20 protein-coding genes are annotated in these 21,058 nt (G+C 39.2%); 6 read left to right on the top strand and 14 right to left on the bottom strand.

The features are described from left to right. The first annotated feature begins 1 nt into the window (after position 1). The gene (locus CEQ21_RS14860) at positions 2-919 is read left to right on the top strand and encodes an ArsR/SmtB family transcription factor (RefSeq protein WP_185765190.1); all 918 of its coding nucleotides are present in this window, start codon (positions 2-4) and stop codon (positions 917-919) included. 104 nt (positions 920-1,023) lie between these two features. Here the strand turns inward: CEQ21_RS14860 and mmsB are convergent, their stop codons facing one another. From mmsB to chvE, 3 genes are all read right to left on the bottom strand, one after another. Further along, on the bottom strand, positions 1,024-2,220 hold the full coding sequence (mmsB, locus tag CEQ21_RS14855) for a multiple monosaccharide ABC transporter permease (protein ID WP_268878989.1): 1,197 nt from the start codon (positions 2,218-2,220) through the stop codon (positions 1,024-1,026). 33 nt (positions 2,221-2,253) lie between these two features. Continuing rightward, positions 2,254-3,756 carry a multiple monosaccharide ABC transporter ATP-binding protein gene (gene mmsA, locus CEQ21_RS14850; protein ID WP_185765189.1) on the bottom strand — a complete coding sequence of 501 codons (1,503 nt, stop codon included), beginning with the start codon at positions 3,754-3,756 and terminating at the stop codon, positions 2,254-2,256. Between the two features lie 65 nt (positions 3,757-3,821). Next, positions 3,822-4,901: a multiple monosaccharide ABC transporter substrate-binding protein gene (chvE, locus tag CEQ21_RS14845; RefSeq protein ID WP_185765188.1), complete on the bottom strand. Its 1,080-nt coding sequence runs from the start codon at positions 4,899-4,901 to the stop codon at positions 3,822-3,824. A gap of 509 nt (positions 4,902-5,410) precedes the next feature. Between chvE and lepB the strand changes: the two genes are divergently transcribed. Further along, on the top strand, positions 5,411-5,914 hold the full coding sequence (gene lepB / locus CEQ21_RS14840; protein WP_185765187.1) for a signal peptidase I: 504 nt from the start codon (positions 5,411-5,413) through the stop codon (positions 5,912-5,914). A gap of 119 nt (positions 5,915-6,033) precedes the next feature. On the opposite strand, the gene CEQ21_RS14835 is transcribed toward lepB, so the two are convergent. After that, positions 6,034-6,231 (bottom strand): hypothetical protein, encoded by a 198-nt coding sequence (locus CEQ21_RS14835; RefSeq protein WP_185765186.1) that lies wholly within the window; start codon positions 6,229-6,231, stop codon positions 6,034-6,036. Positions 6,232-6,456: 225 nt separating this feature from the next. Here CEQ21_RS14835 and CEQ21_RS14830 point away from each other — a divergent pair, with 225 nt between their 5' ends. After that, positions 6,457-7,866 (top strand): phospholipase D-like domain-containing protein, encoded by a 1,410-nt coding sequence (locus CEQ21_RS14830; protein ID WP_185765185.1) that lies wholly within the window; start codon positions 6,457-6,459, stop codon positions 7,864-7,866. 52 nt (positions 7,867-7,918) lie between these two features. Here the strand turns inward: CEQ21_RS14830 and CEQ21_RS14825 are convergent, their stop codons facing one another. Beyond that, entirely contained in the window at positions 7,919-9,298 is a 1,380-nt protein-coding gene (locus tag CEQ21_RS14825) for a glycoside-pentoside-hexuronide (GPH):cation symporter (protein WP_185765184.1), read from the bottom strand. 5 nt (positions 9,299-9,303) lie between these two features. Further along, on the bottom strand, positions 9,304-11,703 hold the full coding sequence (locus CEQ21_RS14820) for a hypothetical protein (protein WP_185765183.1): 2,400 nt from the start codon (positions 11,701-11,703) through the stop codon (positions 9,304-9,306). A 198-nt stretch (positions 11,704-11,901) separates the two neighbouring features. On the opposite strand from CEQ21_RS14820, the gene CEQ21_RS14815 reads away from it, so the two are divergent. Continuing rightward, positions 11,902-12,774, top strand: coding sequence for an AraC family transcriptional regulator (locus CEQ21_RS14815; RefSeq protein ID WP_185765182.1), 873 nt, complete (start codon positions 11,902-11,904; stop codon positions 12,772-12,774). A gap of 39 nt (positions 12,775-12,813) precedes the next feature. On the opposite strand, the gene CEQ21_RS14810 is transcribed toward CEQ21_RS14815, so the two are convergent. The 5 genes from CEQ21_RS14810 to CEQ21_RS14790 all read right to left on the bottom strand — a co-directional run bounded on the left by CEQ21_RS14810 (position 12,814) and on the right by CEQ21_RS14790 (position 15,773). Beyond that, entirely contained in the window at positions 12,814-13,131 is a 318-nt protein-coding gene (locus CEQ21_RS14810) for a hypothetical protein (RefSeq protein WP_185765181.1), read from the bottom strand. 742 nt (positions 13,132-13,873) lie between these two features. Beyond that, a complete protein-coding gene (locus tag CEQ21_RS14805) occupies positions 13,874-14,305 on the bottom strand; it encodes a hypothetical protein (protein WP_185765180.1) in 432 nt (143 codons plus the stop codon). Positions 14,306-14,954: 649 nt separating this feature from the next. Next, on the bottom strand, positions 14,955-15,218 hold the full coding sequence (locus CEQ21_RS14800) for a hypothetical protein (RefSeq protein WP_185765179.1): 264 nt from the start codon (positions 15,216-15,218) through the stop codon (positions 14,955-14,957). Between the two features lie 177 nt (positions 15,219-15,395). Next, positions 15,396-15,554: a hypothetical protein gene (locus CEQ21_RS14795; protein WP_164849674.1), complete on the bottom strand. Its 159-nt coding sequence runs from the start codon at positions 15,552-15,554 to the stop codon at positions 15,396-15,398. Positions 15,555-15,611: 57 nt separating this feature from the next. Then, positions 15,612-15,773: a hypothetical protein gene (locus CEQ21_RS14790; RefSeq protein ID WP_185765178.1), complete on the bottom strand. Its 162-nt coding sequence runs from the start codon at positions 15,771-15,773 to the stop codon at positions 15,612-15,614. Between the two features lie 114 nt (positions 15,774-15,887). Between CEQ21_RS14790 and CEQ21_RS14785 the strand changes: the two genes are divergently transcribed. Further along, a complete protein-coding gene (locus CEQ21_RS14785; RefSeq protein WP_185765177.1) occupies positions 15,888-16,781 on the top strand; it encodes a helix-turn-helix domain-containing protein in 894 nt (297 codons plus the stop codon). A gap of 105 nt (positions 16,782-16,886) precedes the next feature. On the opposite strand, the gene CEQ21_RS14780 is transcribed toward CEQ21_RS14785, so the two are convergent. Further along, complete coding sequence (locus CEQ21_RS14780; protein ID WP_185765176.1) at positions 16,887-17,465, bottom strand: TetR/AcrR family transcriptional regulator; 579 nt, start codon at positions 17,463-17,465, stop codon at positions 16,887-16,889. Between the two features lie 208 nt (positions 17,466-17,673). Here CEQ21_RS14780 and CEQ21_RS14775 point away from each other — a divergent pair, with 208 nt between their 5' ends. Next, complete coding sequence (locus tag CEQ21_RS14775) at positions 17,674-18,300, top strand: FMN-dependent NADH-azoreductase (RefSeq protein WP_185765175.1); 627 nt, start codon at positions 17,674-17,676, stop codon at positions 18,298-18,300. Positions 18,301-18,338: 38 nt separating this feature from the next. Here the strand turns inward: CEQ21_RS14775 and CEQ21_RS14770 are convergent, their stop codons facing one another. After that, positions 18,339-19,598 (bottom strand): hypothetical protein, encoded by a 1,260-nt coding sequence (locus CEQ21_RS14770; protein WP_185765174.1) that lies wholly within the window; start codon positions 19,596-19,598, stop codon positions 18,339-18,341. An 81-nt stretch (positions 19,599-19,679) separates the two neighbouring features. Beyond that, positions 19,680-21,050: an allantoinase gene (locus CEQ21_RS14765; protein ID WP_185765173.1), complete on the bottom strand. Its 1,371-nt coding sequence runs from the start codon at positions 21,048-21,050 to the stop codon at positions 19,680-19,682. Between the last annotated feature and the right edge of the window lie 8 nt (positions 21,051-21,058).

The following is a 21,058-nucleotide window of genomic DNA, read 5'->3' as shown; positions in this document are numbered from 1 at the left end:
CATGATACATATAAAAGATCTCCGCTCTGGCTTAAATATATATAAAGCACTTAGCTCAGAAATCCGCCTTGAAATCCTGACATTGCTGCAACGAAATAACAGCCTAAACTTAAATGATATCGCCCAAAAGCTGCAGCTTTCCAACGGTGCTGTCACTATGCATATTAAAAAACTGGAGGAAAGCGGTCTTATTGATATCTCAACAGCAGGTGGAAAGCACGGCATTCAAAAAATCTGCTATTTAAATGAGGATGTCCTGACAATCGAGCTTCAGGATAAGGGTGTCGAGAATTTTTATGAGTATGAGATAAAGGTCGGTCATTATTTCGATTATGCAGCAGACCCGACATGTGGTCTGGCGACAAAGGACAGCATTATCGGTGAGTTTGACAATCCCCGCTACTTCGCCGATCCTGACCATATTCACGCAGACATCGTTTGGCTGAAAAAAGGCTTCCTTGAATACAGAATTCCTAATTACTTAAAGAAAAATCAACACTTTAAAGAAATTCAATTTATATTCGAAATCAGCTCAGAGGCTCCCTTCTACAATAATGACTGGCCCTCTGACATTTTCTTTTACCTAAACAATGTCGAGCTTGGCTTTTGGACATCACCCGGAGACTTCGGTGACACAAAAGGAGCCTGCAATCCAAGCTGGTGGCCGCCCCACTTGAACCAGTACGGCTTGCTGAAGCTGCTGCGCATCAACAAGGACGGCACATTCATTGATGGCTGCCGAATATCAGATGTTACGATTGAGGATGTTGGTCTGCAGGACCACCCTGACATTAAACTGAAGTTTGCGGTAACAGATGAAGGCACAATCGGCGGACTGACCCTTTATGGGCGCAGCTTTGGCAATTATGAGCAGGATATTACAGCTCGGATTCTTTATGAGGAAGTGCTGCCTGAGTGAGGGGGAAGGTAGTCTTCCCTCTTTTTTGGTTACATTGAAGATTAATTGATTTGAAGACTAATAAACTAAAAAACCAAGCCCACTCGAGCTTGGTTTTTTGCGATTTATGAAGCTAATTTATTCTTATTATAAATATCAAACGCAACCGCTATCAGTAGCACAAGTCCTTTTATAGCCTGCTGCCAGTCGATGCCAAGGCCGATGATGGACATGCCGTTGTTCATGACACCCATAACGAGACCGCCGACAATCGCCCCGCCGACTGTTCCGATGCCGCCATATGCTGATGCGCCGCCGATAAAGCAGGCTGCAATGGCATCAAGCTCGAACAGATTGCCTGCTTTTGGTGTTGCGGCATTAAGTCTTGCGGCGAAAATCAAACCTGACAGCGCTGCAAGCACGCCCATGTTCACAAACACCCAGAAGGTTGCTTTTTTCGTTTTGATGCCAGAAAGACTTGCGGCCTTTTCATTGCCGCCGATTGCATAAACATGTCGGCCCATCACGGTTTTCTTCATAACAAAGCTGTAGATAATGATCAACCCAATAAGGATAAGCAGAATGGTTGGAATGCCTTCATATGTTGCTAAAACATATGTGAACACATTAATCAGCACGATAATGGCTGCTATCTTCGTAACGAACAGCCCTTTGGAAGACACTTCAAAATCATAACGAAGCTGGGTTTTACGATTGCGGGCTTCAATCAGCAAGTAAATGATCGAAAAAACAATGCCTGCCACAATCGTCAGCATATGCAGCGTACTGCCCCCAAAAATATCGGGGATAAAGCCTGAGCTAATATCCTGAAAGGACTGTGGATACGGCGCAACAGATTTTCCTTTTAAGACAAGCATCGTCAAGCCTCTGAACAACAGCATTCCGGCAAGTGTGACGATAAAGGCGGGAATCTTGACGTATGCGACCCAAAATCCTTGCCATGCCCCGATAACAGCACCCACTAATAAGGAAAGAATAACAGCCAAAAAAACGGGCATATCATGGTTAATGATTAAAATACCGGAAATGGCGCCGACAAATGCAGCGACAGAGCCGACTGACAAATCGATATGACCAGTGATAATCACGAGAACCATGCCGATTGCAAGGACGAGAATATAGCTGTTCTGCAAAATTAGATTTGTAATATTAAGCGGGCGTAAAAGAATACCCTCTGTTAACACTTGAAACAGAATCATAATCAGCACTAATGCAGTAAACATTCCATATTGGCGTAAATTGCTCTGAATCAATGACAATATAGAGCCTTTATTGCGGTAATCCTCCAACGGTGTATTCACCTTAACTCCCCCTTCCTTTTTGAGACAGACGACTTAGCTTGTAATGAATTTCATGATGCTTTCCTGTGTCGCATCTGCCGCAGCCAGCTCTCCCTTGATGCTGCCCTCGTTCATAACGTAAATTCGGTCACACATTCCTAAAAGCTCTGGCATCTCCGAAGATATAAGGAGAATTCCTTTTCCTTCGTCTGCGAGCTTATTTATAATGGTGTATATTTCATACTTCGCTCCAACGTCGATTCCCCTTGTCGGCTCATCAAGCATGAGAATATCCGGTTCAGCGTAAATCCACTTGCTTAACACAACCTTTTGCTGATTGCCGCCGCTCAAGTTTCCTGTCTTCTGCAGGATGGACGGTGTTTTGATGTTCATCTTCTGACGATAGTTCTCCGCCTCCTTCACCTCGACATGTTCATTGAGCACACTGAACTTGGAAAGCTTGCGTAAGTTCGGCAAGGAAATATTTCGTTTAATATCCTCAATCAAAATAAGCCCATAGTTTTTCCGGTCCTCTGTTACGTATGCAAGTCCATTTTCGATTGCTTCCGGCACATTCTTTACCGAAATTTCCTTGCCATCCTTATAAAGCTGACCAGATATTTTTGTTCCATAGGATCGTCCGAACACGCTCATCGCAAATTCCGTTCTTCCTGAGCCCATTACGCCAGCAATCCCGACAATTTCGCCTCTTTTTATATGCATGCTGATATTGTCGATCACTTTTCTGTCCCCTTGCAGCACTTCCCAGTCCTTCACTTCCAATATCGTTTCACCGATTTGCGGGATTCTGTCTGGATAACGGTTTGTCAGCTCCCTGCCGACCATGCCTTTAATGATTCTATCCTCCGAAACTTCGTCCCATTTCAGCGTTTCGATTGTTCTGCCATCACGGATAATCGTAATACTGTCGGCAACTTTTGAGACTTCGTTCAATTTATGGGAAATCATGATGCTTGTCATTCCTTCTTTTTTGAAGGAATGAAGCAGCTCTAACAGGTTTTCACTTTCTTCTTCATTTAATGCTGCTGTAGGTTCGTCCAAAATCAGCAGCTTCACATCCTTGGAAAGTGCTTTGGCGATTTCCACAAGCTGCTGCTTGCCGACACCAATTTTGGATATAAGCGTATTCGGATTTTCCGATAAGCCGACCTTTTGCAAAAGCTCTCTTGCCTTCACAACTGTTTCGTTCCAGTTGATAACACCAGCTTTAGCCTGTTCATTGCCAAGGAAGATATTTTCTGCAATCGACAGCTCTGGTATAAGCGCAAGCTCCTGATGGATAATGACAATCCCTAAGCTTTCACTGCCCTTTATATCCTTGAACATGCAGACCTCGTCCTGAAAGAGAATATCCCCTGAATAGGTTCCGTGTGGATACACACCGCTCAGCACCTTCATCAGCGTTGATTTTCCCGCACCATTTTCACCGCATAATGCGTGAATTTCGCCTGCTGCGACTTGCAGGTTCACATCATCGAGTGCCTTAACACCTGGAAATTCCTTTGTGATATTCTTCATTTCGAGAATATTCCCCATGCTGCCAGCCCCCTTTCTTATCTACAGCAGTTCCTCTTTAATAAAAGAGAAACTGCCGTTTTATGTTAGTTGTCTAGTTCAGATTCATCATAATAGCCGCTGTCGATGACAATCTCTTGGTAGTTTTCCTTATCAACAGACACTGGCTGTAATAGGTAAGCAGGAACAACCTTCACACCGTTGTCATATGTTTCTGTATCATTAACCTCTGCTTCTTCCCCGTTCAAAACAGCCTCTGACATATCAACTGCTTTCTTGGCAAGCTCTCGTGTATCCTTAAAAACAGTTTGCGTTTGCTCGCCGGCAATGATGGACTTAACAGATGCTAATTCTGCGTCCTGTCCAGTTACGACTGGCAGCGGCTTATCTGCTGTTCCATAGCCAACACCTTTCAAGGAAGCGATAATCCCAATACTAATACCATCATATGGAGACAGAACCGCATCAACATTTTCCTTCGTATAATGAGCACTCAACAAGTTATCCATACGGGCTTGAGCTGTCGCTCCATCCCATCTTAATGTTGCGCCTTGCTCAAACTTCGTCTGTTCGCTTTGCACAACTAATTTGCCTGAATCAATATAAGGCTGAAGCACCGACATTGCTCCATCAAAGAAGAAATACGCATTATTATCATCCGGTGATCCGCCGAACAGCTCGACATTAAACGGTCCTTCGCCATCCTTCAAGCCAAGCTTCTGTTCAATATAGCTGCCTTGCAGCACTCCAACCTGGAAGTTATCAAATGTTGCGTAATAATCGACATACTCACTCTTTTTAATAAGACGGTCATAGGCAATTACTTTAATGTCCTGCTTATTTGCCTTTTCAAGCACGTTTGTCAGTGCCTCACCGTCAATTGCCGCAATAACAAGGACGTTAACACCTTTTGTAATCATGTTCTCGATTTGAGAAACCTGGTTTTCCACAACATCCTCTGCATATTGAAGGTCTACTTTATAACCCTTTTTCTCAAACTCTTCCTTCATATACTTACCGTCACTAATCCAGCGCTCAGACGATTTCGTAGGCATGCTGACACCAACATAGCCCTTATCATCCTCATCACTACCGCCGCCTCCCGAACAGGCAGCCAACGCAAATAATAAAACAGCAGCTAAAATTGCAGACAAAAGCTTCTTCATCCTTGAACCCCTTCCCATTTGTCTATTTCCTGGACCGTTCGTTTTGGTGCCATACTTGTCTTTTTTAAAGACTACCGAAAATAGAATACGCTTACATTCTAATCCTTAAAAATGGAGCTTATCTCCCCGACGAAAGCCCAATAATATTGCTATGTGCCAGTGGTTTGGAATATGCCTGTTTATTTTTTCCGGTGTGCGATGTGGGGAGTGGAAAAGTTGGAGTGGGAAACTGCTTGTAATCTAGTAAAATAGAAGGAAACACCTAATTAACCAAGCAAAAGTTAAGATAAATATATTCGTTGTTTATACTTCTGAAACTATTATAACCTTTGATTTATTGGTAAATTATTTATATTTGAAAGAGTCTGTTTCATTTTTGAAATCCTATATTACTATTACTGCTTTAAAATTATTAAGAGGCTGTATCATGCCCTACATATGGATTAATGATTAAAAAGAATGAAACGAAACTAGCAGAAAGTTTATAAATATAAAGGTTGGGTTTAAAAATGAGCAAACAAACAAAAAAAGAGATTTACTCATGGGCAAAAACAATCGTATTTTGCTTTTTACTAGTTTTCATTTGTCGCCAGTTTGTTTATGCACCGATCATCGTCGACGGAAAAGCAATGATGCCGACATTAGAAAACAATAACCGCATTCTCGTGAACAAAATAACCAGCATCGACCGCTTTGATGTGATTGTTTTCCATTCTCCTGTTTCAAGTGCTTACTATATCAAAAGAGTCATTGGATTATCAGGAGACAATATTGAAGTCAAAGACGATTCCTTATATGTAAACGGGAAAAAATATGATGAGCCGTATTTGCAGGCAAATAAAGAGATTCTCGCAGAGAGCCATTTAACTGCCGATTTAAAAGAAACTGTTCCGGAAGGATACTTGTATGTGATGGGAGATAACCGCCTTAAAAGCAATGACAGCCGCCTGTTCGGGGTTATTTCAAAAGAGGATGTTGTCGGTAAAGCAGCACTTCGGGTTTTTTCCTTTTGATCAGATGAAGGTGATAAACGAGTAATATACTTCGGTAAGCAGAGCAAATTATTGGGTGGTTGCATTAATCACCCTTTTTGTAATGCCAAAATAAACACACTCGCATGGAAGATAGCCTGCTAAGTGCTGTCTCCGTTTTTAAGTATGCCTTTTTTCCGATACAGCATTCCATTTATGAAAAGTAATATTCCTAATACAATTGACATGATAAGTGTAGTTCTACTAATTTCAAGCTTTGCTGCAAGTGCGATTACATCCATTAATAAGAAGATTATAGCTAGGATAAATGAAAAATTACGAATTCCTTTAACCTCCATTTTTAACAGTCCTCCTTATCCCAAAACCCTTGTATTCCCAAAAACATACCATACTATTCGATAATCTTTCAAAATAAAATGGCTTGTTTAGCAAAATCAAACCCAAATCTTTTTTCACCTCATCCTTTCATATTCTTAACAGTATTGAACAAACTATTAACAATTATTATTGCTTTCCAGGTACGAAGGGAGAGAATTCCGATAAAAAAGGTGAGTAGATGGGTTATGATAATTGTTATTTTTTATTTATTGTATAGCGTTATATTCGCTATTGTTATTTTTAAATTTAATCACCCACAGGTTAGTAACGACTATAAGGAACAGCATAAAGTAGAAAGATTTTATAGCAAGGAAGAGTCACAGGATCGGGTGATTTTATTAGAGGAAAAAACCTTTGCCGGTTATGCCCGTGTCAATTTAATGGAAAATGCTCAAGAGTCTATTGATGTTGCTTATTATGCAATTCATAAGGGCTATATTACCGATTTAATATTAGGGATGATCTTGGATGCGGCAGACCGCGGGGTTAAGGTCAGAATTCTTTTGGATGGGTTTTCTCATGGTCTTCGCTTTAGTTTAAAGGATGATCAATATGCGCTTATCAATCATCCAAATGTGGAGCTGAAATTTTACGAACCATTAAATGTGTTGAAGCCGTGGACGTGGAATAATCGGTTTCATGATAAATTACTGATTATTGATCATAAGTATGCGGTTATTGGCGGCAGAAATATCGGCAATCGTTATTTTGTTCAGGAGGGTGAGAAAAACCCGACGAATGACCGAGATGTGCTAATCATTAATACGGAGCCAGAAACAGCCGAAGGCAGTGTTTTGAAGCAAATGGAATCCTATTTTGATGAGGTTTGGAATAATCCTATTGTAAAGCCTCCTTATAACAAGCTGTCATCACGCCAACAAACCAAGGCCAAGGAGGCTGACAAGCAATTAAAACAGAAGCTCGATGATTTGCGTAATACAGATAAAAAAATATTCAATAACTATTATGATTGGGTGAGTATGTCTCTGCCTACAAAAAAAATCACCTTTATTCATAATCCGATCCAAAGATTTAATAAGGAGCCTTGGGTATGGTATGATTTAACAAATCTCATGAAAAAGACGAAAAACTCGTTAGTTATTCAAAGCCCATATGTTATTCCGACAAAACCGATGCTTCCTTATCTCAATGATTTGCAGGTACCTGCAGACAAGATAACAGTGTTAACAAACTCGTTAGCATCAACAGCCAATGTTATGGCCTATTCAGGGCATATTAAACATATTAACGCAATGGTAACAAAGAATGTGAACGTTTATGAATACCAAGGGACTGACTCTATTCATGCCAAAACATTTATCTTTGACGATCAAGTGAGTGCGATTGGTGCCTTTAATATGGATTCACGGTCGACATTCTTAAATACCGAGTCCATGGTTATAATTGACAGTCCAGAGTTTACCGAAAAGCTCAAAACAGAAATGAACCACTATTTCAAGCATAGCTTGAAGGTAGCACGAGACAAATCGTACGAGGAGAATCCTGACTTAAAACCAGGCAAGGTAAGCTGGATTAAAACATATAGTGTGAGGGCACTATCCTATATAACTGGGTTATTTCAGCATTTATTATAAAAAACAAAAAAGAGCTTAGGCTAGTTCACCTAAGCTCTTACTTATTTATTTATTACCGCTTCAACAACAGCTCATTTCGAACTCTCTCTTCATTCTTTTCATACTTTTTATAATTCATCATGATAATTGCGCCGACAATAAAGAAGATTGCTGGCAGCCATGTGAAGCAGAATTTGATTGCTGCGAGCGAGCTTGCTGTTTGTGTTGCGTTTGCAACATAGCCTGCTTTATCCATAATGATGGACGGGATGAAGCTGCCAAGTCCCGCTCCGATTTTGATACAAAAGGAGCTGCCGATCGCTGTGAGGAAGCCGCTGGCGCGGATGCCTGTTTTCCACTCACCATAGTCAACAGTGTCTGACAGCATCGCAAATGGTAATGTGACAGCAATTCCTGTTCCAAGTGAAGCAATTACCCACCCGAAGATAATCATTGACGTGCTTGCCCCTGCAAAGGCAATGATAATTTGGCCAATTGCAGCGATGGCGAAGCCAAGTATTTGTGTGTGCGTTTTCAAAAATTTCTTCACGATAAATGGAATAATCGTAATAGAAATCATTTGGAACACAACAAGGCCGTTTAAGATAGACGCCAAGTTTTTATGATCTAAATTATATTGCGAATAATAGATTAACGTTGATGTTCTTGAAGTATTGCCTAACCAATAAAAGATGAACGCAAGAACTAAAGTAATCCACGGCCAATTCCCTTTAACTGCTCTAAAGCTTTGGCGAATTGGAATTGATTTAATGCTTTTCGTATTGATTTCTCTCGTTCCAGAGAAGGCAAACAGCATAAGTATAATGCCGACAACCGCATAGATGGCAACAGTCACTTGAAAGCCTAATTTATCGTTGCCGTTCCCGAAAAATGCTACAAGCGGCAATGTGAAGGATGCGGTGATTAAATACCCAATCATTCCGCCATTGCTGCGCCATGAATTTAAACGAACACGCTCATTAGAGTTATTCGTTAAATTCGGCAGGATTGCCGTAATTGGTGTGGCAATTCCTGTGTAAACAATCCCCATTAAAATGTATGTGACTAATGCATAAATGACTTTTGCACTTGCTGATAAGTCTGGAGCTAAAAATGTTAAAAAGAATACAACTCCAAATGGGATTGCCAGCCAGAGCCAGTATGGGCGGTTTTTCCCCCATTTTGTGTTAGTATGGTCAATAATTAATCCCCAAATCGGCGCATCAAGGGCATCAAAAATCCGGGCAACAAGCAAAATAGTACCTGTTGCAGCAATTGAAATCCCAAAAACATCTGTATAAAAGTACATGATAAAGCTAGTAAGTGTACAATATAGCAAATTTCCGGCAGTATCCGTACTTGCATATGCCAAAACTCGTTTTAATGGCAATTTTGCGTTATTATCCTCTACCTTGTTGTCTTGTAGCTGTTTAGCAGTGCTGCTTTCTACCATTTCTCTCACTCCCTAGTCAGTAATTGTTCTTTCGGCCTGAACTTGCCATCTGTAAACAAAACCTGTGGAACTAGTTGCCCTTTTTCTGAAATGAAGTGTATATCTTTGTCAAAAAAATGATATTCTGTTGGAATTGGAGCATAGCTAGTAATTAACAGCCCCGCTGCTGTTTCTTCGATTGAGCCATTCACAACAGCGATTTTGCCATTTTCCTCATATAAAAACGTCTTTTTGCCAAAGCCATCTAAATAAGCAACAAGCTCTTCGCCCATATCCCAATCAGCTGTTTCCTCTTCCTTTGTAAATAGACGGGTAAATATACCGCCGTCTCGGAAGAAGGTTGATTGACCAAAGCGGTTGCGCGATAAATCTGGCCTGTTCAAATGTGGACCAGCGATGCTGTAAGTAGAAGCAGCTTCCCCGCTCTTCAGTTTCGTATCTGTTGCTTTTGCATTTGTGTCATAGCAATACAAAATCCCAATCGTCGCCCGATAAGCAGCTTTTAAGTATCTCGTATCATGCAGCTCCTCGTATGCCTTAAGACAAGCAGCCGCTGTTACCCCACCCCAAAGGGAATGAATCATATAAGATAATGCCTCCCACCAGCGATCAGGGCTTTGGGCGCGAAAATCATTGGAAAAGCCTATGTTGGCAAGAACTAGCTCGCCGTATCTGTTGGCAGCCTCCTGATGATGTGTGCTTGCTAAAGCGCCTGTTGCCGGACCATAGCCAGCATTATCGTAAAAATGCTCCGTTACTGCCGCTTTATAGGTCGAACTGTCCTGCGCCACCGTCTGGGCGATTTTCGACCAAAGAGAATTAATTTCTTCGTATTTCATTGTTAACCCGCGACTTTTAAGCTGTTCTAATAATTCGTCGATGTATAAGAAAAATACACCTAGCATTTGGGCCTCTTCTTTTCCTCTTGGTGTATCGTGAAGCTCTGGGTTAACTCGTAACGAAAATACATCTGCAGCCCAAGCTAAATACGTATCTGGCTTATGCAGCTGCAATATGTCCTCATCGAACTGGGAAAGAAGGTAAAACACATGGGCAATATACTCAAAATCCATACAGCGGTAGAAGTCGCCATATAAATTAACCGGCTTTGTGAAATCGCCATTTTCAAACCATTTTTGGCGAATATAATGGACACAGCTTTCCTCCACCTGCTGAACTTCCTTGGCATTTAAACTGTTAAGCAAGTTATTCTTCAGCACCAAGCTCAATTTGCCTAAAGACTCACCTTGATTGGAAATGGGCGAATAGCTGTATGGATTTTCACTGTCAGCACCATTAAATAACTTGTCACTGATAAAGCGGGACCGATTTTCGATGATTGTTTTGATTGGCTCCATTACATTCAGGATAATGCTGTCCAAATACTGATCATCTACTTCAATCGTAATTTTATGTTCACCAGCTGCAGAAAAAAGAAGCTTAGCACTGTACCCCTGTTTCGTTTTTTTCATTTTACCGACAATATTGATCTTTTTTCGGTTTCCGTTTTTATCCAAATACTCAACAAACGCATCTGTTAAATATTTAGTTGCTGGTAGCTGCACCGCAAAATCGTAATACTTGCCTGCTATGGCAAGGGGCTGGAATTCAAAGACAGGATGATCGTATTTTGTTTTGCCAATTTCGTAGAAGTCCTGCTGATCTTTAAATGGCTCCAGCTTGTATTCCCATTCCTTCTCACTTAAACCAGCAAGCGTAAATCCAGTTTTGTTGTATAACCAATCGCCATTTTCAAAGCCCTCTGGATAGCCACCTGCTAAAATGAGCTGGTGGAATAACAGACCATCCAAGGAAGGGGAAACGCTCTCAAAAAAGAGATTATTATATGCGCAATATGTTCCGACAGATAATGTTTGCCCTTTCGTTTGGTACATCCCTAAATGCGGTGCCTCGTTGCTTCTGCGCACACATGCCAGCTTCGTATAATCAGTAGAAATAGAGGGATATACAGCAGCAGAATGATTTGTTTGCATATCCAGATCATTCATCTTGTACATAACATAGGAAAAGGACGACCAGATCGCAAAGTCTGTGATAGTCACTTCCTTCTCTTGATGGTTTTTCATCGTTATATTCCAAGTCAGATTATCCTCAGCCTGCTTTAAATCGTATGTCATAATCACTTCTACTTGTTCAAAGGTGTATGTGACTGTAATAATAGCCTCGTCTTTCCTTACCATTGGTGTTGTATCAGCATTAGTTAGTCTTTTTCCATCAACGATAACAGAAAAATTTCCAAATAGCTTATCTTGTTCTTCATATCCGCTTTGCTTGAGATAGCTAGCATCAATAACCCAGTTCATTTTATGTGTATCTTCTTTTAAGATTAAATTTGTTAAATTTCCACTCGGTGAAACTTGTAAGGTGAATCTTTTATTCTCCAAGGAAATACCTCCTTTTTTAATAATTTAACTGAAGCAAAATGAAGATTTTGAAGGTATAATTAATTGTAAACGCTTGCTTTTGTTAGTGCTCTTAAAATATAACAAAACAATTTTAAGATGAACATAAAGGATTCTAATCAATTTTTAAGATATTTCACTCCCTTTTATATGGGAATTAATTGAATTACTGAGGTGATAATGGTGGAAATCGTTTCAATAGCAGTGCCTCCTTTTCCAATATTTATCGAAGGAAATATCACTACATATGAGAAAGGAACAAGCCATCCAGATCGAAGCGATTTAGAGTACTTCGATATTATTCTTGTGCGGAAAGGCCGTCTTTGCTTAACAGAGGACAATAAGGAGTTTATTATCAATAAAAATGAAATGTTTATCCTGCTGCCTTTCAAACATCATTTTTCCACAAGCCCGACAGAGACAGACACAGAGTTTTATTGGCTGCATTTCTATACGAACAGCTATTATACAGAGGAGAGTGAACCGCGGAAGCTAGAATCGACAATTCCTATTCCAGCATTGCATTTTCATAATCACAGCTATACACTGCACCTACAAAAGCAGTGCAGACTCGTTGATTATGATGAAATTTATAAAAAAATAGACCAGCTGTTAGCGGCCACAACGAAGGAAAATAAGGATTTATCCTTTTGGGACATCCAGATAAGCTTCTTTTCTCTTATTAATCTTTTAGAATCGCAAGGCATGGCTAAGGACAGCGGCTATATCATTTCTGAAAAGGTTGCCCAATATATAAGAGATCATTATTACCAGCCAATAACAAGCACGATACTAGCGAGAGAATTCAACGTTCATGAAAACACAATCGCTAAGTATATGAAAAAATTCTACAAGGTAACAGCACTAGAATATTTAAACACGTACCGGTTAGAGCAAGCCCGTATTCTATTATTAAAAACAGATAACCCGATTCAAACTGTCGCAGAACAATGCGGCTTCAGCTTTGGCCCTTATTTCTCCAGTGCTTTTAAAAAGACTTATGGCATTTCGCCGTTGAATTATCGGAAAAAGCATATGGGGAGAGAGAAATGAAGCTAAAAGGTGCACTCTATCACTAAAGTGCACCCCATTCTATTTCTCTATTTTCAATGTTATCGGCTGATTTTCTGCCATTTCTGCCTTATAAAGGACAATATCCCCCTCAACTGGTAGCGATGCATTTGAATTCCTCTTAAAGTTTTCCGCTAAAGCGATTGTCCAGACTGCTTGATCATCCTTTGTCAGCACAACGGCAAGTGTGCCAAATTGAACAATATTTCCCCATTCAAACTGGTCTGTTATCCCGTTTTCTGTTACGGATATCCCTTCTGTGTTACTGATAACCTGAACATTTTCGCCTTGCCAGTTTCCGTGAATTTCAGCTCCAACATGATAATAGCCTCTGCACACTCTCTTTACATTTCAAGCACAGTTAGTCCCAGCCAAGCGCGCATAAAGTAACGATTTCTGTTTTATTTTCATAAGTCTAATACCTCACCATATCGACATAGAGAGAAGTATTAAACCACTCCAAGTATACTATTTATTACATCATCGGTACCTTGGTCAGTTTAATTTCCCTTCAATTAATTGGAGCTTTTCACCTTAACCTGAAAATTCCCAATTCCCTATTTCAATATGTGATAATATAAAGACTATACTTAATTAATTAGAATAAGTTAGGTCGATTCTATCCGAAGGAGTTGAGCTATATGTTTTTTAAAGAAGACAAAAATTTCGACAGACCTAGTTTTAACATCGCATGTTATACTACCTTTATATATTGGGCATTGCTTTTATTTATTAATGTAATTTTAGAAGGAAATGAGAAAAGTACAATAAGTTCCTTGTTCATACTTTTATCCGGTGTAATGCTTTTGTTTATTAGTGAAAAAGTAACTAAACTTATTAGAAAAAGGAAGGTTCACTAAATGAACCTTCCTTTTTTATCATTGGGACTTACAAGAATAAGTATTAGTAGCACCCGTTCCTGCTTTGATAATTATAATCCCTTTACTTTTCTTATTACATTTATCAAGAATAGCTATACCTAATGCAGGGATAGCAACTAAAAATGCTGTCAATACTGTAGGACTTTTACTCCAGACTTTAGCTACAGCAGCTGCAATGCCCCAAAACCCAGCATTATAAGCTACATTTTTTTAAATTCCTTTAATTTGGAATTACTAATTTTGTATTCTTTATAAGTAATTCCGCCAATACGCCCCTCCTTTTTGCTTCTTGGATTTTCCTTTTCAATCTCATTCATATAGTTTGCCAATACCATTTGGGGGTTTTCTATAAAGTCTTGACTATTTTCATATTCTTTGATGTAATCATAAAAGTTTCTTGCATTTTCACTTAATAGACTTACCTCATTCTCACTAATCGAAGACAGATTATTCATATCTAACTTTTCATCTAATTCTTTAATAGCATCTACCAAAATACCAGCATTCACAATATCCTGTTCAGTAATATTAGTATTCTCTTTGACAGTAGATTCGTTTCCACTAGCATAAACAGGTGATATAGCTGCAAATATTAAAACTATCGCTACTAGAAAAGAAATGGTCTTTTTCATTGATATACCTCCTTATATTTGGCTTCTAACAAAGTATATCAATATCGCTTTCGAATTAATTAAATTAACAGAAAATTTCAATCAATAGTCATGATATTGGAAAAATTGGTAATAAATATGAGTCTATTACTTCAATAAATCTAAAGATTCAATAGTCCCAACACTAATTCTTCCGTCCTTCCTTCTTTAACTTTTATCATAGTCGGTTTACCTGTAATTTATACTTTTGAACCCACAATGGTTTTGTATTACCAAAGGGAGTGTTATGAACAGCTACTATCCTTTCATCCTCTGTTAATTCAATACTCAACTTGTAAATTTCGGTTTTAATTTTCAATTATTTTGTTATTTTTTATTTTATAAACAGATTTTTTAAAGCAATGATATTCTATTAATACGTAATAAGAAAAAGTCACCATCCTCTCAATTTCTTTCTTTCATTGCACATGAATATTGTTAATTGTGAGATTAAAGAAAAAGAAAAACTAACAAAACAATAAACGATAATAAAATATAGAGGTATTTTTATATTATGGTTTATTTTCTTTTTTATCATAGGAGGTGTACAAAACAGCTAGTTGGTTTTATTAGTTTGTGCTGAGGGTTCATCCTGTTGAACTTTCATATTTTTTTCTTCTTTAATTAGGGGCTATTGTGAAGGATTTACATTTTGTGTTGGCATTTCCTGTGGTTTAACATTTTCAATATCCTCTTCTGTGTACAAACCACCAGTTTCCTCATAAACAGGGTCTTCGCTATCAAGATTTTTTTTCCTTGAATGGGTTTCCGTTGTTGTTGGGTTATTTGATTCTGAACTTATTCCCTCATCTTGTGAAGTCCCACAGGCAGAGAGTACAGATGAAATAATCAATAAAAAACAGATACCTATCTTTAATCTAAAGTTACTTAACATGATAACCACCCTTCTATCTATTATTAATAATATAAGGTGAAAAAGAATGTATACAAATCTGTTAAAACTACAAGGAATATACGAATACAAGATTATGATTATAGTATAGCTGAAAATCAAACAATATTTTCCATAAAAAAAGAGCTACCACGAGCAGCTCAAGCCTTCTACCTTCTACTATTCTGTTCCACCCAGCAGTTCAATCTCCGAGCGTCTGACAAGCTCTACCGTATAGCTGTACTGCTGAAGATCCTTTATTTCCAGGAAACCGGAGTTATATATATGTATGATTCGGTATTTTCTCCCTTTATATTTGACCTTTTTTCCCAACAGCATATGGTGAACCTCCTACTTAAAATGAGACTAGCGAATCATGAAAATTCTACAAACTTATCAATGCTCAAACGGCAGTCCTGCTGCCTTGACGATCGGATTGTCTAAGGATTGAGATACGTTTCCAAGTGGTGAGATCAATAGACCAAACAACAAAATGGCTGCAAATAGTTTTTTCATAAAATCACCCTCATCTTTCGCTTTTTTCACAGTATACGTCACTCTCCATATACTTGCGTTTCCGATGAGAGGACTTATCCATCGATATGCTATAATTAGAGATAGAAAAGCTAGATTTCCCTCAAAAAATATAAAATTTTTTATAAAATGGTGAGAATGATGGTAGAGTTAAACGCTAAAGCACTTGGGGCAGAAATTAAAAGACTGAGGAAAATGAATAAGATTTCACAGGCACAGCTGGCAGACGGAATCTGCACACAGGCGACAATCAGCGGAATTGAAGCTGGCAGGGGCTATCCAGGGGTGGATATTCTTTATATTATTTCTATTCGCCTGAAGGTATCACTAGAATATTTATACAAGATTCTTTTGAATGATGCCGAGGATTATATAAAGGAAACAGAAGAGCTTTTAGAAAATCTAATGAAACAAAAAAATTATCAAGAAGCATTCGAAATTTGTCAAAGTGAACGAAAGCAAGTAAGCAGGCAGCTCGGCTATAAATTCGAGCAGCTCATTGCATGGGTACATATCGTTTCTGGCTATTATCTAGAAAAATACGATTATCACACTGCTATCAAGGAGCTCGAAAATCTTCTCGATGATGATCATCCCCTCTTCGGACAAGACTTTATCGATTTCCGCATTCAAAACAGCATCGCGATCATCTATGCTGAAAACAATCTGTTCCAGAAAAGCTTACGGCAATACAAAAAAATTCTTACCTATAAGGAATTCTTAAAACAACAGCATAAATTCCAAATCAAGCTTCATTATAATATATCGAAATTATTCTTTCTACAGAAAGAATATACACTGTCTTTAGAGCATGCTGATTTCGGTATCGCCCTCGGCAAGCAGAAGGAAGACATATCAATGACAGGACAGCTTTATTTCCAGCGGGGAGAATGCCTTGAAGTATTATCAGAAGATATAATGAAAGCAATCGAAGCATACAGACGGTCCATGTTCATCTTCGAGCTGCTCGGAAACGAGCAATATGTGCAGATGGTGAAGGAGCAGAAAAGAGAAATTTTCGCACCTGTATAAAGCGATAAAGTACCGTCTTCTTGTGAAGTCGGTTTTTTTTTATTGGGCTACACAAGAAATGCCCTTCCGACTGCTCCATTATGAGCAATCAGGAAGGGCATTTTATTATCCTTTAAAATAATGGTACAATCCGTTGACCCATATTGGCACCATTGTTTCGACAAGCTCTTCTGCTGATATCTTTCTGCCTTCCTTGTTCCAGGAATAGCTTGCTCCATATATGCCCCAGCTCAATGTGGTCGCAATCGCAATATGCTCCTCCTTAGGATTTGTTTCATGCTCCAACAGATGGAGAATCACATCATGAACTGCTTCAATCATTTTGTTCTGAAAGTGATCGCCGAGAGATTCATAGTTTTTGGCACATTGTCCGCTTAATTCTTGATGGTATTGGCACATAACGTAAAATAAACTGCTCAGTGAATTTTCATTGAACACGGCATGACAAGACAGACGCTGGTGCAGCGTTTCTCTAAAACCATCCAATAAAGTCAAATCCAACAGCTCATATTTATCAAGGAAATGCGCATAGAAGGTTGCTCTGTTGATGGTTGCTTTTTCCGTGATATCCTTGACCGTTATGTCTTTGAAGTCCTTCTCCTGTATCAAAACAGTAAAAGCATCTAAAATCAGCTGTCTCGTCCTAAGTACTCTTGGATCGCTTTTTGTTGTGGTCGTTTCCATTTTTTCATCTCCATATGTAAAGTAATGTTCTATAGATTGAACTAAACGACATTTCTCGACATTTGTTGTTTAGACTACATATCAATAATAATGACGATTGCTACTAGTATAATTATATTCTATCATAAAGTAAGCAACACATGTTGTTTAAACAATAAGAGTTTAACTGTAGAAATATATAAATTATAAAAATAGGGGTGTATTAAGAATGGCAAACGTATTATTCGTAAAAGCAAACTCTCGTCCTGCTGATCAAGCAGTGAGCGTTCAATTGTATGATGCTTTCTTGCAAAGCTACAAAGAAAATCACAAAGAAGACACAATCACTGAATTGGATCTTTTCGAAGCAAACCTACCTTACTTGGACAACGACAAAATCAACGGTATGTTCAAGCTTGCTAGAGGTATGGAACTAACTGAAGGCGAAAAAGCTGCAACTGACCTTGTAACTAAATACTTGGATCAATTCCTTGCTGCTGATAAAGTAGTATTCGGTTTCCCATTATGGAACTTCACTGTGCCTGCAGTATTGCACACATACCTTGACTACTTGAGCCAAGCAGGCAAAACTTTCCGTTACACTGCTGAAGGTCCAGAAGGACTTGTTGGCGACAAAAAAGTTATGCTATTGAATGCTGCTGGCGGCGTTTACTCTGAAGGACCTGCTGCTTCTGTTGAATTAGCAGTTCGTTATGTAAAAACAATCCTTGGCTTCTGGGGCGTACAAAATCCTGAAACAATCATCATTGAAGGACACAACCAAAACCCAGACCAAGCTGCAGAAATCATTGCTGCTGGTGTTACTAAAGCTGCAACTGCTGCTGCATCATTCTAATATTACAAGGGCTGCATTGCAGCCCTTTTTTTTATGCTTTAAAGGTCGTTTAAGAGTCCGACTTTGCCTGTTTCGGCATCTACATAGTGGTGGCAGTCAAGGTAGCCGCATAAAGTGTATTCTTTCGTTTCTTTATCGTAAACATAGCGTGGCTTTAGGATGAAATGCCTCTTTACTGCTTCGTATGCTGCTTCTTTTGACATTTTGCTTTCCCCCGGCATTTTATACGCTGAGAATATTTCAAGCATAGGCTCATTATCCATATAATTAAATGCTTTGAAGCTGCTGCCGTCCAGCATGACTAGCAGTTTTCTTTTATAGATATTTTTAGATTTGCTTGTTTGGACAAGCTTCACGTCAATAAAGTCATAATGACGGTGAATGCTAGTCATTCTCCATTTGCCTGTATCATTTGAATACACTTTCTGCAGAAAACTTCTAACCTCTTTCACGCACATTTGGATGTCTTCATCCGTAAGCGGGAAGGTTTCTGGATGTGGTTCACATGCAAAGGCTTGCTTTGGTGTTATATCCCTCGTATGTTCAACTGGCTTTCGTTTAAACCTTTTAGATATTGGTGCATCCCATTCCATTACATAATCGATTTCCTTTGTATTGTGTGTTTGCTCAAAAGAGAATGTTCCGCTGAGGTCATTGCGGATATAAACCTCTTCTATTGCGTATGCGGTAACTATCCGCTTTTGCTCATCGAAAGGAAAATCCCAATGCTGGAATTGTTGTTTCGTTATTTGCTCTGCTTTGTGAAGGTCAAGTGTATATATCTCCTCTTTTACAGGAAGCTTGTTCATAAAATCACCATACATATTGAAAAACACAAGGTTGCCCTCTTCATCAAACTCGATATCTATCCACTCAATTGGTGATATTTCCAAACCATTGATGATTCTTTTAAATGAAAGTCTAGCATCCTCTTCCTTCCAAAAGACAAAATCCTGCTCATAAGTTAAACCTGTTTCCGTCTCTATCCACCTGATGATGCCCGCTTTATCCGTTACCTGCAAAATAGGCTTGTTTAAATAAGATTTCCCGCCAACAAAGATGATACTGTTAAACTTTCTTGAATCAATGTAAAGGCTGATAGCAGCTGTTCCACTTGGAACCTCGTCTTCCTCATCATATGCAGTAATATGCTCTGGCAGCCATTCCATTTCCAGTGTGTACATCGTTTTGTTCTGATTCGATACGCTTCTGTCTAAATCATGGGAATGAAGATAATAGTTTTCTAAACCGAGCGTCTCTTTCGTATAGTCCACTAATTCTCGTAATCTCGCATCCACTTTTTTCCGCCTCCTCTTATCTAAGTTATTAAGGTGAATTATACCATTATTTAACATAAAAAAACCCTAAACCGCTTTGGTTTAGGATTTGATTTCTATTTGTTGAACTGGTTTTATCCATTCTCCTTCAGGACCGTCTGCCTCCATGCTGCCATCGTTAAAAATGAGTTTGCCTCGATTAATGGTGCTGTTTATTTTGCAAGGAAAAGTATGGCCAATATATAAGCTGATTTTATTTTTGGCAAAGAAGTTTTCCTCACTGACAGTATATGCTTCATCTGTTGAAACAAGGACGAAGTCTGCGTCATAGCCTTCTGCTATTCTGCCTTTTGCTTTCAGCCCAAATCGTTCTGCTGGATTTAAAGCAGTTATATTAGCAATCTGTTCAAATGGAATTTCGTATTTTAGCGCCAATTCCATCATTGACAGGAACGAAAACTGTCCACCGCTGATGCCGCCCCATGCCTGAAAAATATTGTATACAGCAGAGTCCTTTAAATCACTTGTACATGGCGAATGATCGGAGGAAATCATATCAAACTTTTGCTCGATTAACAGTTTAATAAGCTTTTCTTGTTCCTCTTGTTGACGCAAAGGCGGAGCACATTTGGCGACAGGTCCAAACTCGCGCAATGCGTCATGGTTAAATAACAAGTAGTGCGGGCATGTTTCAACAGTAACATCCATGCCTTTTTTTTTGGCTGCTTCAATCTTCTCAATTGCCTCATATGAACTGATATGAACAAAATGCAGTGGGCAGCCAGTTACCTCGGCATAATATAAAGCACGCTGCACCGCCTCTGCTTCTGCGGCAATGGGACGTGTTTCCAGATAGTCATCTGCCGACACTTGCCCTGCTTCTATTTTGCGTGCTGCAAGCCAGTCTGTTATCGGACCGCTTTCCGAGTGCAGGGCGAGCACCTTGTTTAAGCCAGCGATAATTTTCATGCCATTAAGCAATGTCACGTCATCGACATTTTCGAATTCTTTATTGCCTGTTGTCGACAGAAATGCTTTAAAGCCAATAACTCCCTCTTCAGCAAGTTCAGCTAAATCGGCTTCATTCCCCGGAACTAAGCCGCCCCACAGCGCAAAGTCTGTATAAGATTCAGCCTGCCCTCTGTCGCTTTTCAAGTAAAGAGCTTCCTTGTTGACAGTCGACGGAATACCATTAAGCGGCATATCAAAAAATGTCGTCACACCGCCTGCGGCCATCATTTGTGAGCCTGTGCGGAAGCCCTCCCAATAATCACGGCCTGGATCGCTGAAGTGAACATGTACATCTATCATGCCTGGGAACACATACTGACCAGATGCATCAATAATACGCTCTGCCCCTGAAACGAAGTCATCTCCAATTGCGGTTATTTTCCCATCTTTTACACCGATATTTGTCGTCTGGACTTTATTAGGAAAAACAACCGTGCCATTTTTTATAAGCATATCAAACATAAATCTCT

This window comes from Niallia circulans, from assembly GCF_007273535.1.
Taxonomy (GTDB): Bacteria; Bacillota; Bacilli; order Bacillales; family Cytobacillaceae; genus Niallia; species Niallia circulans_B.
This window is presented reverse-complemented; position numbering and strand designations above follow the sequence as displayed.